Consider the following 13,967-nt stretch of genomic DNA (forward strand, 5'->3'; position numbering starts at 1 on the left):
ATGATCCATGGATCTCTATGAGTATCAAGCCAGGGAATTGCTCGAAGAACAGGGTATCCCGACTCCTAAGGCAATATTCGCCCAGAACTCCCATGAAGTCGCCGAAGCGGCCGACCAGATTGGATATCCCAATGTGATTAAGGCGCAGGTGAAGATTGGACACCGTGGCCAGGCCGGCGGAGTCAAGCTCGCCAAGACCCGTGACGAGTCCATTCTCGCGTCGGAAGACATTCTGCCGATGACCATTCACAAGCACAAGGTTAGCGGCGTGCTGGTGGCCGAGGCGAAGAACATCCTTCACGAGTATTACGTCTCCATCTCAGTGGACCGATCCTCTCGTGATTTCGACGTGCTCGCCACTGCGAATGGCGGTACTGAGGTTGAGGAAATCGCCAAAGAGCATCCGGAATCCGTGAAGCGTCTGCATATCGATGCTCTTGACGATTTCGATTTGGAAGCGGCCACCAAGATGGCTGAAAGCATCGGCTTCTATCATGCCGATGTTGATCAGGCCGCGCAGATTCTGCTGAAAATGTGGCGTTGCTTCAAGGAGAACGACGCCACGCTTGTGGAAATCAACCCGCTTGCAAAAATCGGCGATCCGGATGACGAATCTTCCAAGTCGTTGTGCGCGCTGGACGCCAAGATCTCCCTTGATGACAATGCATCGTTCCGCCATGATGGTTGGAAACGTTTCACCGATCCGATTTATGTCGATCCATATGAGCAAAAAGCCCGCGAACATGGACTGCATTATGTGCATCTCAAGGGTTCCGTCGGTGTGATCGGCAATGGTGCGGGACTCGTCATGAGCTCTCTTGACGCGGTGTCAGGCGCAGGCGAGGATCAGGGCACGAATGTCAAGCCCGCAAACTTCCTCGACATCGGCGGAGGCGCTTCCGCCGAAGTGATGTCGAATAGTCTTGGAATCGTGCTGTCCGACCCGCAGGTCGAATCCGTGCTCATCAATGTGTACGGTGGCATCACCTCGTGTGAACAGGTCGCGAAGGGCATTCTCGAGGCGCTTGACGAACTTGGCAGCAGCAAGCCTATCGTCGTGCGATTCGATGGCAATGCGGCGGCGGAAGGTCTGAACATTTTGGCCCAAGCCGGCCGCGCCAACCTGCACGTCGCTCAGACCATGGAGGAAGCCGCACAGCAGGCCGCACGTTTCGCGGCCAAGGAGGTTCGCTGAAATGACGCTTTTCATTGAAGATGGCGCTCCGGTCATCGTCCAGGGCATGACCGGGCATCAGGGCATGACCCACACGGCCCGCATGCTCAAGGCCGGCACCAACATCGTCGGTGGCGTGAACGCCCGCAAGGCTGGGCTGGACGTCACCTTCCCTGAAGCCAAAAATGGCGAGGACGCCACCATTCACGTGTTCGCCAACTGCTCTGAAGCCATCGAAGCCACTGGAGCCAAAGCAAGCGTCGTGTTCGTGCCGCCGCGCTTCGCCAAGGACGCCGTCGTTGAGGCCATTGAAGCCGGCATCGAACTGATTGTCGTCATCACCGAAGGCATTCCGGTGGCGGACAGCGCGTATTTCGTCGAGTTGGCCTTGCGTAAGGGCGTGCGCATCGTTGGGCCGAATTGTCCTGGTCTGTTGACGCTGCCATCTTCTAAGGACGCCAAGGGCTGCAACCTCGGCATTATTCCAGATGGCATCGTGTCCCGCGGCCCGTTGGGTTTGGTGTCCAAGTCCGGAACGTTGACCTATCAGCTGATGGGGGAGCTGTCTGACATCGGTTTCACCGCATGCCTTGGCGCGGGCGGCGATCCGATCGTCGGCACGACCTTGCAGGAGGCTTTGGAAGCCTTTGAGAACGATGAAGCCACCAAAGCCGTTGTCATGATCGGCGAAATCGGTGGCAGCGCCGAACAGGACGCTGCCAAGTGGGCTTCCGAACATATGACCAAGCCCGTCGTGGCCTACATCGCGGGATTCACCGCGCCGGAAGGCAAGCAGATGGGCCATGCCGGCGCCATCGTTTCCGGCGGCAAGGGCACCGCGCAGGATAAGAAAGAAGCCCTTGAGGCCGTTGGCATCCGTGTCGGTCGTACTCCCGGACAGACCGCTGAAATCATGCGAGAGGTGCTCGCTTCCCAATCGCTATGATGACGAACCTGAAGTATTGGCTGAAAGGGCTTGCCGTCGCGGCAGTGTCCATGATTATTTACGCCGTTGCCTTGGGCTGCTATATGGCCCTAATGCTTCTGGTCATATCCATGGAAGAAGGCGGGGACAATCTCTCCGCCTTCTCGGTGCCTCTTACCGAGGCGTTGGTGCTGCTCAGCCAAGGTATCGGGTTCAAGACTGATGCCATCACGTTGACGATTGTGCCGTTGCTCTTGACGGTACTGCTTATCGCCCTTATCGCGCAGCTCGCCAGAAGATTCGGCACGAGTCTGCGTGGATTCGCGGCCGGTCTGGTCTTTTGGGAAGCCGTAAACATCTTCTTCGCCAGAAGCATAAATATCGAAATCGTTGATTCGATGACGATGATCGCCATCAAAACGGCGCTTGTTTTCATCCTCGGATATGCGGTCGCGGCGATTCCGAATGCGTCATGGCCCCAAGCCTGTACCGAATGGATTCGATCTCATGTGTCATCGCCGGTGCGAAAGACCATGGTCATCGGTTCCGTCCTAGGGCTGCTGCTGGAGGCGGCGTATCTGCTGGTCGGTCTGATCGTCGTTGTTTTTTGGGCAATAAGCAATCAATCATCGATAGCGAAGCTATATGAACTTTCGGGCATGCAGAACGGGTCTCGTATTCTTACCACGATCAGTATGCTCGCATGGCTTCCGAATCTGATGATTTGGGCTGTCTCATGGACTTTCGGCGCCGGCTTCTCAATCGGCGATTTAGCCGAATTCACATTATGGACCGGACAGGGTGACGGGCTCCCCGCCTTGCCTCTTTTCGGTATGATGCCACAGGCGGTTGAGACGGATTGGGTGAGAATCGCGCTGATGTGCATACCATTGGCATCCGCTTTTGCTACCGGCATGGTCGTCATGTTGTTTAATAAGGGATTCCATATCAGAGTAGGTGAATCAGGACGGAACATCGACGTCAAACGCGTTGTGCTGAGTTTTGCCTATCCGATTGCTGCTTTTTCGATTACCAGCGCCGTCGTGTCCGTGGCTTCCAGCTTGCTGTTCGCCTTGGGAAACGGAGGCTTGGGATCGAAACATCTTGCGCACGTCGGCGTAGACGTGATCGCATCAACCCGTAAGGTGGGACAACCCACCGCCATGGGTTTGTTCTCCGCATGGCTGCTGACTTTGGTGGCCGTGAGCATATTTTTCGCCATACGCTGGATGATGAAGCGTATACGCGAACGTGGAAAGAGGGAGACCGCCCCCGAATCCACGGAAAACAGCCGTGAGGAAACACGTGCGCTTCGCACGGTCGCCTCGAACAACAATAACAAGGAGGATCAGGGTGACAACAACGAATCGACCGATACGACGGGCTCTGGTATCAGTCTTCCATAAGGAAGGCATCGAGGTACTTGCCGAAGCGTTCATCAAGGCGGGCACCGAGGTGGTTTCCACCGGTTCCACCGCGAAGCGTCTGGCTGAGCTGGGTGTCAAAGTGACCGAGGTCTCCGAAGTCACTGGTTTCCCGGAATGCCTTGATGGCCGCGTCAAGACCCTTGACCCGCATATCCATGCCGGTATCCTCGCCGACATGACCAACCCCGACCATGCCTCCCAGCTCGAGAAGTTTGGCATCAAGCCGTTCGATCTGGTGGTCGTCAATCTGTATCCGTTCGCCGACACGGTCCGCTCCGGAGCTGACGAAGCCGCCACCATCGAAAAGATCGATATCGGCGGTCCGTCCATGGTGCGTGGCGCAGCCAAGAACAGCGCCACCGTCGCCATCATCACCGATCCGAACGATTATGCACTCGTCGCCTCCCGCATCGAGAACGGCGAGGGCTTCTCCCTTGATGAGCGTCGCTGGCTCGCAGGAAAGGCGTTCGCCCATACGGCCGCCTACGACGCCACCATCAACGAGTGGACCGCGAAGCATTGGCCGAAGCCGGCGTCCATCGAACAGCCGGTTTCCGAAGGCGAGACCGAAGTGAATGAGGCCAAGTTCCCGGCCACGTTCACCCGTACGTGGGACCGCGCGCACGTGCTGCGTTACGGCGAGAACCCTCACCAGCAGGCTTCGCTGTATCTGGATCCGCTCAACCAGAACGGCTTCGCACACGCTGAACAGCTTGGCGGCAAGCCGATGAGCTACAACAATTACGTCGATGCCGACGCCGCATGGCGTGCCGTGTGGGATTTCGCGCCTCAGATCGCCGTCGCAGTGGTCAAGCACAACAATCCATGCGGTCTGGCCATCGGCGCTACCGTGGCAGAGGCGCACAAGAAGGCGCACGCATGCGATCCGATGAGCGCCTATGGCGGTGTGATTGCTGCGAACAGCAAGGTCACCATGGAAATGGCCGAAAGTGTTCGTCCAATCTTCACCGAAGTCATCGTCGCGCCCGATTACGACGCCGATGCGCTTGAACTGCTCCAGACCAAGAAGAAGAACCTGCGTATCCTGAAGGTGTCTGAGCCTCCGAAGACCAAGACCCAGTTCCGTCAGATTGACGGCGGTCTGCTCGTGCAGTCCACCGATCTGATTGACGCTCCAGGCGACGATCCGAACGCGTGGAAGCTGGTTTCCGGCGAGCCGGCCGACGCTGAAACCGTCAGGGATCTGGTGTTCGCATGGCGTGCCATCCGGTGCGTCAAATCCAACGCCATACTTATCGCTCACGATCAGGCAACCGTAGGCATCGGCATGGGCCAGGTCAATCGTGTGGATTCCGCCAATCTGTCCGTCGAGCGTGCCAACACGCTGGCTGACGGAGCCAACCGCACCAAGGGAGCGGTGGCCGCGTCCGACGCGTTCTTCCCGTTCGCCGACGGTGCCGAGATTCTGATCAACGCCGGTGTCAAGGCCATCGTCCAGCCTGGTGGGTCCATTCGTGATGAGGAAGTGTTCGAGGCGGCCCGCAAGGCCGGCGTCACCATGTATGTGACCGGTACCCGACACTTCTTCCACTGAGTTCAGTGGAAGCGTCGACCGGCAAGCTGGGAGCGTCGCGGCGCGATAAATGACGTGGCGTCCGAAACCATTCGCTGGTTTCGGACGCCACGTTTTATTATTATGATTGCGTTCCGTGCGCGGACGCGCGTTGACATATAACGAAAGGCCTGCGATATGAGTCATCCCTACGTTTCCGAAGACCATGAAGGCAAGCCGTGGTTTGAATGGATCGTTGCGGCAATGGTGGTTATAGCCACAGTGCTTGCGGTCTTAGGCCATGTAAAAGCCGCCACCACGGTAATCGCGGTGACGGCCATCATAACAGGACTAATCAGACTCGTAATGCGCGAGCGTAGTCCTTGGAAAGTCCGTTCAGTTGGCTTCGACGCTTTCATCGGCATCGGTCTGGGCGTCGGACTGTTCATCCTGCTCGCCCTCGTGCCCGTCGGCATCGTCTGACGCGTCGTCGGCTATGGTCTCCAGCGTTTCGGAATCCTGCTCGGCTTCCGAAACGTTTTTCTTGGTGCCGATCATGGACGCGACTATGGCCACAAGCGAGACGATGGCGGCTGCGAGAATCGGGCAGATCCAGAACACCCACAGCTGCTGCAGAGGCTCTTGGGAAAGGCCCTGATTCTGGGCGAAGATGGCGATGCCAGTGGCACGAGCCGGATTCAGAGCGGCGCCTGTTACCGGATAGGAGATTGCGGCGCCGACACCGTAGGCGAGACCCATGGCGATGGCATGGCTGGTATTGGTCTTTCCGGATTCACTGGTGGTGTTGAGCGCGGTGGCGACGATGATGATGCCCGCGACGAGTTCAACGGCGATGGCCAGAGTGATGCTGAAGGACACGCCGTAATTGCCGAGCGTGGCATAGGAGACGGAATTCTTGTCAAAACCGTTAATGACCGGCGTCAGCCAGATTTTCAGCGTTACCTGCTCGGATGTCGGCAGCAGGAAGCGGATGGCGGCGCCTGCGCCGATACCACCCAGCACCTGAGCGATAATATAGAGCACTCCGTCAAGCACATGGGTTTTGCCGGACAGCATCGCCGCAACGGAGACCGCCGGATTGAACTGGGCGCCGGAAATCGTGCCGAATATCAGGGTGGCGGCGGCGTACACCAAACCTGTCAGCAAGGCGATGAACGCCATATTCACGCCGTAGATCGCGGAACCAAGCGTGCAAATCGAGTAGATGGCGAAGCAGATGATGAAGCTTCCCACCAGCTCCGCGCCTGCGCGAAGGGCCAGTGGCTTGCTCTGTTCTTCCTCTGTTACGGACGTTGCTTCAACAGCAGTCATAGTCTTTCCTCTGTCATATAGTGGACAAGTTGCGGTTTTTATGAAAGCCGCCAAACGACTGCCATACTACCAGCAGTCCCTGTAAGTATTATCCGGCCACGTTGGGAGAACGATGCCAAACGCATATTCTCGCGCCGCCAAGGCGCACAATCATGACAATGAAGGCATTCGCCTGCAGAAACTTCTCGCTCAGGCGGGCTTCGGCTCGCGCCGTAAATGCGAGGAAATCATCACCGATGGTCGCGTTGAGATCGATGGCGAGCTGATTACCGAACTTGGCACCCGAGTCGATCCGAAACGTCAGGAGGTCCGTGTCGACGGTTCTCGCGTGCGTGTGAACCCTAACCATGTCACGCTTGCGTTGAACAAGCCGAAACGCGTGCTGAGCGCCATGGAGGATCCCAAGGGACGCTACACTTTGCGCGACATCGTCGGAGACAAGTACGAGCGTATTTTCCACATGGGCCGTCTGGATTATGATTCGGAAGGCCTAATCCTCATGACGAACGACGGCGAACTGAGCCAGCACGTCATGCACCCCAAATATGAGGTCGAAAAGACCTACATCGCCACGCTGGAAGGACGCATCAGCGGTCAGGTGTGCCGCAGGCTCGTCACCACGGGCGTGAAGCTCGACGATGGGTGGATCAAACTCGACCGCTGCGCTATTCTCGACTCCAGCCGCGAAAGCACGTTGGTCAAGGTCGTGCTGCATTCGGGCAAGAACCGCATCGTGCGCCGTATTTTCGGCTCGATCGGTTTTCCCGTCAAGCGTCTGGTACGCACGCAGATCGGTCCGATCAAACTCGGCGACCTGAAAAGCGGCACGTATCGCGTGTTGTCGCAGGCTGAGGTCCGTTCTCTATCCAAGGCGGTGGGACTGTGATCCGTGTAGCTATTGATGGGCCTGCGGGCGTCGGCAAATCATCCACGTCCAAGGCACTGGCCAAATATTATGGTTTCGCATACCTCGACACAGGCGCGATGTACCGTGCCTGCGCCTGGTGGTGCATGCACAAAGGCATCGATTTGGATGCCGAAACCATCGATGAGCAGCTCGTCACCGAAACCGTCGGCGAATTCTTCACCGACGGCCATTTCGACATCAGCGTCGATCCGGACGATCCGAAGGTGTACGCCGATGACGAGGACATCAGCGAGGCCATCCGTTCTTCCGAGGTCTCTTCGCACGTGTCCAAGGTGTCCAACATCATCCCTGTGCGTCACGTGTTGATCGCCGCGCAACGTGCCTACATCGCACGAGAGGCTTCGGTCGATTCCTTCTCCGAAGGCGCCGGTATTGTTGCTGAGGGCCGTGATATCACCACCGTCGTCGCTCCCGACGCCGAAGTGCGCATCCTGCTTACCGCGCGTGAAGAGGTCCGTCAGGCCCGACGTAGCGGACAGGCCGTCTCGGGTGTGGGTGCGGAAAATGTCGCGGCACGCGACAAGGCCGATTCGAAAGTCACCAACTTCACATCCGCCGCGGAAGGCGTGTTGACCGTCGACAACTCCGATCTCAACTTCGGCGAGACCCTTGACGTGCTCGTCCGTATCGTTGACGACGCCATCGAGGAACAGGAATACCGCCAGTACGTTTCCAACCTCGAAGGCTATGAGCTGGATGAAGGCGATGAGGAGCTGATCGATGGAACGGCGTTCTCTGGTGGCGAAAGCAAGAATGGTCCGAAACCGGTCGGCGTACTTGCCGTGGTCGGACGTCCGAACGTCGGCAAATCCACTCTGGTGAACCGTATTCTCGGCCGTCGCGCAGCCGTGGTGGAGGACACCCCCGGCGTGACTCGCGACCGTGTGAGCTACGACGCCGAATGGTGCGGCACCGATTTCAAACTGGTCGACACGGGCGGCTGGGAAACCGACGTGGAAGGCATCGAATCCGCCATCGCATCCCAAGCGCAAATCGCCGTGCAGCTTGCCGATGCCGTGATTCTCGTGGTGGACGGTCTGGTCGGTCTCACCGACACGGACGAACGCATCGTCAAAATGCTCCGTGCCGCCGGCAAGCCGGTGACGCTTGCGGTGAACAAGGTCGATGATCGCGAAAGCGAATACCTGACCGCCGAATTCTGGAAGATGGGTCTGGGGGAGCCGTATGGCATTTCCGCCATGCACGGTCGTGGCATCGGCGAACTGCTTGACGCCGCACTCGACTCGTTGAAGAAAGCGGAAAGGACATCCGGCTTCCTTACGCCGTCGCATCTGCGCCGCGTGGCTCTGGTCGGACGCCCGAACGTCGGCAAATCCTCCCTGCTCAATCAGCTGGCCCACGAGGAACGCACCGTCGTCAACGATCTTGCGGGCACCACGCGAGATCCGGTCGATGAGGTCGTCACCGTCGATGGCGAGGATTGGCTGTTCATCGATACCGCAGGTATCAAACGTCGTCTGCACAAGCTGTCCGGCGCGGAATACTTCTCCTCGTTGCGTACGCAGGCCGCGATCGAACGTTCCGAGCTTGCCTTGGTGCTGTTCGATGCCTCCCAGCCGATTTCCGACCAAGACCTGAAGGTCATGAGCCAGGCCGTGGACGCGGGCCGTTGCATCGTGCTTGTGTTCAACAAGTGGGACCTGATGGACGAGTTCGACCGTCAGCGTATGGAACGCCTGTGGAAGACCGAGTTCAATCGCGTCACTTGGGCTCAGCGCGTCAATCTGTCGGCAAAGACCGGATGGCACACCAATCGTTTGGCCAATGCCATGCGTGGCGCCTTGGCATCATGGGACAAGCGCATCCCCACCGGCAAACTCAACGCGTTCCTTGGCAAGATCCAAGCTGCCCACCCGCATCCGCTGCGTGGCGGCAAGCAGCCGCGAATCCTGTTCGCGACGCAGGCGTCCACCAGACCGCCGCGCTTCGTGATCTTCGCCACCGGCTTCTTGGAGCATGGCTATCGCCGCTACATCGAACGGTGTCTGCGCGAGGAATTCGGCTTCGAAGGATCGCCGATTCAGATTTCGGTGAATGTCCGTGAGAAGAAGAAACGCAAGTAACCACCGGAACTGTTAGAAGAGGGGCGTGCGCCTGGTTCAGACCATGGCGCACGCCCCTCTGCCTTATTGAATCTGGGTCGTTGCCGGCTTTTGCTTTCCTTTACGCACAGCTTAGGCCGACAGCGTCAGAACAGAGGATGTTCATCCTGGTTGCGTGTTCTGAGATACCCCGTTATGGCTCTGCGCGCGAGCGAGCTTAATGAAATGCCGTCCTGCTTGGCCTTGGCCCGCGCCTTATGGCCTACGGCGTAGGGGAGTTTGATCTTCCATTCGTCGCCAAGCTGTTTGCGCCCGTCGCTGTTCTTTGGCATGCGCCCGATGCCGACCGCGTCTGAACAGCCATCGGAATCGTCGGACAAGAGTGCCCTGCGGGTCAATTCGGTAAGCGTGATGCCATCATGCCGAGCGCGTTCGCGGGCTTCCAAGCCAAGCTCGCGGGGCAATCGAATCTTCCATTCATCTTCGGGAAGCGTTGAATCGAACACATGGGCGAATTCGTCGACGTCGTCGAACTGTGGCTGCGTGTCGTTCTGCTGCAAACCGAATCACCTCTCTGAACCCATGCGTTAATCGCATTAAACGGCAAGAAACATGAAAAATATCGCAGGCTACATATTTGCATGCGCTCAAGACCGTCCTGACGTCCAGCTTCCGGCTCCGATAGATGCCATTCTGAGGGGCTGTATGCCGCAGTTCACTGCCCAAACATAACGAAAAACCCGCCGTTTCAATACTGTGGAAACGGCGGGGCGACGGGCTTTCTTGGTCGGACCAGCGGGATTTGAACCCGCGACCCCTTGACCCCCAGTCAAGTGCGCTACCAAACTGCGCTATGGTCCGAACGGTGCGAAAAGCACCGAATATGAAGTATAGCATAATCTCTACGGTTTTTCAAACACATCGTGTCGGAAAGCGAGTCGCATCCATTCCGGAGAGTTTGGCTTCGGATATTTGAGGGTTTTCCGGCAATTGCTCCACCGGAAGTTCATGTTGGTTCTGTGTCTAAATGCCCCCGATTTTGGCGGAATGTCGTATTATGGCATAAGCGCATCGAATAACAACGCCCGTTCGAAAGGGAGAGACATTGACTGAGGACGTATTCGAATACTCTGCCGCGAAGATGCGGAAGCACGGAATGACCGACATGGCCATCGCCCAGTTCCGTCGTCTGTACGAGGTCTGGCGCAATGAGGAGGCCAGCAGTTGGATTCGTGAGGACGAGGTCGAACCGCTCGTCAGCGTTCCCAGCTTCCATGACGTGTATGAGACCATCAATCACGACAAGGCCGTTGACGCGTTCGCCAAAACGGCGTTCCTGAAGCTTAACGGCGGTCTTGGCACTTCGATGGGACTCGATTGCGCCAAGTCGCTGCTGCCGGTACGTCGCCACAAGGCACGGCAGATGCGTTTCATCGACATCATCATCGGACAGGTGTTGACCGCGCGGACCAGACTTGGCGTCGATCTGCCATTGACTCTGATGAACTCCTTCCGTACCTCCAAAGACACCATGAAGGTGCTGCAGACCAATAAGAAATTCCATCAGGAAGACATCCCGATGGAAATCATCCAGCATCAGGAGCCGAAGATCAGCGCGGAAACGGGAATGCCCGTCAGCTTCCCGGCCAATCCGGAACTCGAATGGTGCCCGCCGGGCCACGGCGACCTGTTCTCCACCATTTGGGAATCCGGTCTGCTTGACGCGCTTGAGGCGCAGGGGTTCAAATACCTTTTCATCTCCAATTCCGACAACCTGGGCGCGCGTCCCTCCCGTACGCTTGCGCAGCATTTCGAGAATACGGGCGCACCGTTCATGATCGAGGTCGCCAAACGCACCCCAGCCGATCGTAAGGGCGGCCACATCGTGCGAGACAAGGCCACGGGCCGTCTGATGCTGCGTGAGATGAGCCAGGTCCATCCAGACGACAAGGACGACGCGCAGAACATCGACAAGCATCCGTACTTCAACACGAACAGCATTTGGGTGCGTATCGATGCGCTGAAAGCGAAACTCGCATCCTATGACGGCGTGCTTCCCCTTCCGGTAATCCGCAATAAGAAGACGGTCGACCCGACCGATCCGACCAGCGAGCCGGTCATTCAGCTGGAGACCGCCATGGGAGCCGCGGTGTCGCTTTTCGATGGCGCGACCTGCGTATGCGTCGACCGTATGCGTTTCCTGCCGGTGAAGACCACTGACGATTTGTTCATCATGCGGTCCGACCGATTCCATCTGACGGACCAGTACGAGATGGAAGACGGCAACTACATCTTCCCCGACGTCCATTTGGACGCGCGCTATTACAAGAACATCCACGATTTCGATGCCCGTTTCCCATACGGTGTGCCTTCGCTCGCCGCGGCGAAATCCGTTGATATCGATGGCGATTGGACCTTCGGCAGGGATGTGATGCTGTTTAGCGACGCGCGACTGGAGGATCAAGGCGAACCAAGCTATGTGCCGAATGGCGAATATGTCGGCCCGCAGGGCGTGGAACCGGACGATTGGGTCTGACTTTGGACGGCCATGCAACACGAAAACGATGTTTTTTCGTGAAATAGGCACAAATCGCTTAAAAAACCTCTATCATAGAATGTTGTGTGCGGCTTACGAGGCCAAGCACTTAAAAAGAAACGTTAACGAGACGTGAGGACTAATGGCTGAGGGAAGTAACGGTAGGCGACGTTTTTCCGACAAATGGGGCAAGCATGAGCTTGATGTGTTGGCTGTGCTCTCCTCAGCCTTTCCGCAATGGCTTACCTCACGTCAGATCGCGCAACGTGTGAAGGCGTATGCCGATTCGTACGGAGAGCTCGCCGATCAAGCGGCGAAGGCCGCCTTCGCCAAGCAATTTCAGCGTGACCGCGCCAAGCTCGCCGCCATGGGCATCGCCATCGAATCAAGGCAGCCGGAATATTCCTCCAAGTCAGAAGGGCAGGATTTCGCTTCCTACCGTCTGCAGCTTGGCGATGAGCCGCGCGTGCGTCTGCTGTTCGGCGACGAGGATCTGCCGATTCTTGCCGCTGCGAATTACCTTGCGCGCTCCATGTCGATTTCCTCGGCTCCTGCGCACGAACCCCAGCACGCTTCCCGTACCGCGCCGCGCGTGCCGCAGACGCCGATTCCAGGACTTGGCTTGGATTCCATCGCGCCGGGTCTTGGCACGCAATCCATTCCCGACGAGCTGGTCAAAGTGGTCGATCAGCGACGTTTCGCCGCCACTGTGGATGTTGATGGCGAGCATCTCAATGTCGCCTACGCCGACTCCGATGATCTGGCCATGTTCGTGCTGTCTCATCCGGGTGCGTCCATAGTGAGCCCTCAGGAGGCTGTCGACGCGTTCAACCGCCGGCTGCATGCGGCCACGCAGTTCGTGCCGGCCGATGAATCCACCGGCACCGACAGCTCCACCGTGGTGTCTCCGGAAATCAACCGCAACAGCACTGATGAGGATGATACCGAGGAAGGCAAGGGCCGTCCGAAGAAGAACTCCGCGTTCCAGACCGGTAGTGAGGTCGATCGGCGTCTTCGCCTGATGCTGTTCCTGTCCGCCCACATGGGTGAGGAATACTCTCTTGAAGAACTTGCGGAACGATTCATCGGCAGGCCGAAGTCCGATGACGAATTGAAGAAGTTCGTCAACATCATTCATAAGGACATCAACACGTTGACCACGGTGTCCGATGATGGCGAGATGGCCGGAAGCCAGTTCTTCGATATCGATTGGTCCTTGCTTGACGCGGAAGGCATCGTCTCCGCCACGAATTCGCTGGGGCTTGAACGCCTTGCCGGCATTTCCCAGCAGTACCTGAGCATGCTGACAGCATCGGTGAGCTATCTCGCCCACTCCTCTTTGCTTCCGGACAAGCTGCGTGAGCAGGCGGAATCGCTGTACAGCCGACTGCGCCAGCACGTCAAGCCTGGCGACATGCCGTGGCTGAGCCTGACCGGATACGAGATGGAACCAAGGAACTTCTCCATCGTCAAGAGCGCCATCTCCAAAGGCATGCTGCTCGACATGGAATATACGGACGGTGCGGGCCGTATACAGCGCAAGCTAGTGGCGCCAGACAAGATTTTTGTCGACGAAGGCGTTTACTACGTGGCGGTATGGACCGACGTGTCCAACGCGGCGCCCGCGGACAAGATGAAGTTCGTCAAGACGGATACGACCATCAACAAGGCTACTGGCAAGCCTCGTATCTGGCAGGTGCTTCGCATCTCCCGCATCGAGCATGCGGAGCTGGTCGAACCCACTGAAAAAGTGGACCTTCCGGACGTGCCCGCATCCGAACTGCGCAAGTGGAGTTTCGACAATGGCACACCTGCCGTGTTCATAACCAATCAGGACGACCTGTCGTTCATCGACAGCCTGTCGGGAGCCACCGTCGAGAAATGCGGCGAAGGCGAGAAGGTGCATCTGATTGTGTCTTCCGATTCCTGGTATGTCGCGTTCTGCATCGCGCACGCCCGTCATATTACTGCCGTCGCGCCGGAGACGTTGCGTACGATGATCATCGCCCGAGCACAGCATGAGCTGAGCGTCGGCGACCGAGAGAACGAAGACTGACGGGGGAGGCGCT

General features: G+C 57.8%; 11 protein-coding genes and 1 tRNA gene. 9 read left to right on the forward strand and 3 right to left on the reverse strand.

Features of this window, described 5'->3' with window-relative positions:
• Positions 1 to 7: 7 nt before the first annotated feature.
• From sucC to BAD_RS09255, 5 genes are all read left to right on the forward strand, one after another.
• The gene (sucC, locus tag BAD_RS04300) at positions 8 to 1,195 is read left to right on the forward strand and encodes an ADP-forming succinate--CoA ligase subunit beta (protein WP_011743183.1); all 1,188 of its coding nucleotides are present in this window, start codon (positions 8 to 10) and stop codon (positions 1,193 to 1,195) included.
• Between the two features lies 1 nt (position 1,196).
• A complete protein-coding gene (gene sucD / locus BAD_RS04305; protein ID WP_011743184.1) occupies positions 1,197 to 2,120 on the forward strand; it encodes a succinate--CoA ligase subunit alpha in 924 nt (307 codons plus the stop codon).
• On the forward strand, positions 2,117 to 3,505 hold the full coding sequence (locus BAD_RS04310) for a cell division protein PerM (protein ID WP_041777305.1): 1,389 nt from the start codon (positions 2,117 to 2,119) through the stop codon (positions 3,503 to 3,505). Before sucD ends, BAD_RS04310 begins: the two co-directional genes overlap by 4 nt.
• Positions 3,453 to 5,081: a bifunctional phosphoribosylaminoimidazolecarboxamide formyltransferase/IMP cyclohydrolase gene (gene purH / locus BAD_RS04315; protein WP_011743186.1), complete on the forward strand. Its 1,629-nt coding sequence runs from the start codon at positions 3,453 to 3,455 to the stop codon at positions 5,079 to 5,081. The genes BAD_RS04310 and purH overlap by 53 nt, the downstream gene beginning before the upstream one ends.
• 156 nt (positions 5,082 to 5,237) lie before the next feature.
• Positions 5,238 to 5,522: a DUF3017 domain-containing protein gene (locus BAD_RS09255; protein ID WP_080505085.1), complete on the forward strand. Its 285-nt coding sequence runs from the start codon at positions 5,238 to 5,240 to the stop codon at positions 5,520 to 5,522.
• Here BAD_RS09255 and BAD_RS04320 read toward each other — a convergent pair.
• On the reverse strand, positions 5,436 to 6,371 hold the full coding sequence (locus BAD_RS04320; RefSeq protein WP_011743187.1) for an MIP/aquaporin family protein: 936 nt from the start codon (positions 6,369 to 6,371) through the stop codon (positions 5,436 to 5,438). The genes BAD_RS09255 and BAD_RS04320 overlap by 87 nt on opposite strands.
• Positions 6,372 to 6,483: 112 nt before the next feature.
• On the opposite strand from BAD_RS04320, the gene BAD_RS04325 reads away from it, so the two are divergent.
• Positions 6,484 to 7,257: a pseudouridine synthase gene (locus BAD_RS04325; protein WP_021913311.1), complete on the forward strand. Its 774-nt coding sequence runs from the start codon at positions 6,484 to 6,486 to the stop codon at positions 7,255 to 7,257.
• Positions 7,254 to 9,383 (forward strand): bifunctional cytidylate kinase/GTPase Der, encoded by a 2,130-nt coding sequence (der, locus tag BAD_RS04330; RefSeq protein ID WP_041777306.1) that lies wholly within the window; start codon positions 7,254 to 7,256, stop codon positions 9,381 to 9,383. Before BAD_RS04325 ends, der begins: the two co-directional genes overlap by 4 nt.
• Before the next feature lie 125 nt (positions 9,384 to 9,508).
• Here the strand turns inward: der and BAD_RS04335 are convergent, their stop codons facing one another.
• A complete protein-coding gene (locus BAD_RS04335) occupies positions 9,509 to 9,922 on the reverse strand; it encodes a hypothetical protein (RefSeq protein ID WP_003809266.1) in 414 nt (137 codons plus the stop codon).
• A 224-nt stretch (positions 9,923 to 10,146) separates the two neighbouring features.
• A tRNA-Pro gene (locus BAD_RS04340) sits at positions 10,147 to 10,223 on the reverse strand.
• A 280-nt stretch (positions 10,224 to 10,503) separates the two neighbouring features.
• Here BAD_RS04340 and BAD_RS04345 point away from each other — a divergent pair.
• Complete coding sequence (locus BAD_RS04345; protein ID WP_050731478.1) at positions 10,504 to 11,898, forward strand: UTP--glucose-1-phosphate uridylyltransferase; 1,395 nt, start codon at positions 10,504 to 10,506, stop codon at positions 11,896 to 11,898.
• 142 nt (positions 11,899 to 12,040) lie between these two features.
• Positions 12,041 to 13,954, forward strand: coding sequence for a helix-turn-helix transcriptional regulator (locus tag BAD_RS04350; protein ID WP_011743192.1), 1,914 nt, complete (start codon positions 12,041 to 12,043; stop codon positions 13,952 to 13,954).
• The last annotated feature ends 13 nt before the right edge of the window (positions 13,955 to 13,967 follow it).

The organism is Bifidobacterium adolescentis ATCC 15703 (assembly GCF_000010425.1).
GTDB lineage: Bacteria > Actinomycetota > Actinomycetes > Actinomycetales > Bifidobacteriaceae > Bifidobacterium > Bifidobacterium adolescentis.

Bases quoted from the DNA above. Each gene is read 5' to 3' on its own strand.
- BAD_RS04310 (WP_041777305.1), top strand. From the start codon at position 2,117: ATGATGACGAACCTGAAGTATTGGCTGAAAGGGCTTGCCGTCGCGGCA.
- BAD_RS04350 (WP_011743192.1), top strand. From the start codon at position 12,041: ATGGCTGAGGGAAGTAACGGTAGGCGACGTTTTTCCGACAAATGGGGC.
- BAD_RS04320 (WP_011743187.1), bottom strand. From the start codon at position 6,371: ATGACTGCTGTTGAAGCAACGTCCGTAACAGAGGAAGAACAGAGCAAG.
- BAD_RS09255 (WP_080505085.1), top strand. From the start codon at position 5,238: ATGAGTCATCCCTACGTTTCCGAAGACCATGAAGGCAAGCCGTGGTTT.
- sucD (WP_011743184.1), top strand. From the start codon at position 1,197: ATGACGCTTTTCATTGAAGATGGCGCTCCGGTCATCGTCCAGGGCATG.
- BAD_RS04345 (WP_050731478.1), top strand. From the start codon at position 10,504: ATGCGGAAGCACGGAATGACCGACATGGCCATCGCCCAGTTCCGTCGT.
- BAD_RS04325 (WP_021913311.1), top strand. From the start codon at position 6,484: ATGCCAAACGCATATTCTCGCGCCGCCAAGGCGCACAATCATGACAAT.
- sucC (WP_011743183.1), top strand. From the start codon at position 8: ATGGATCTCTATGAGTATCAAGCCAGGGAATTGCTCGAAGAACAGGGT.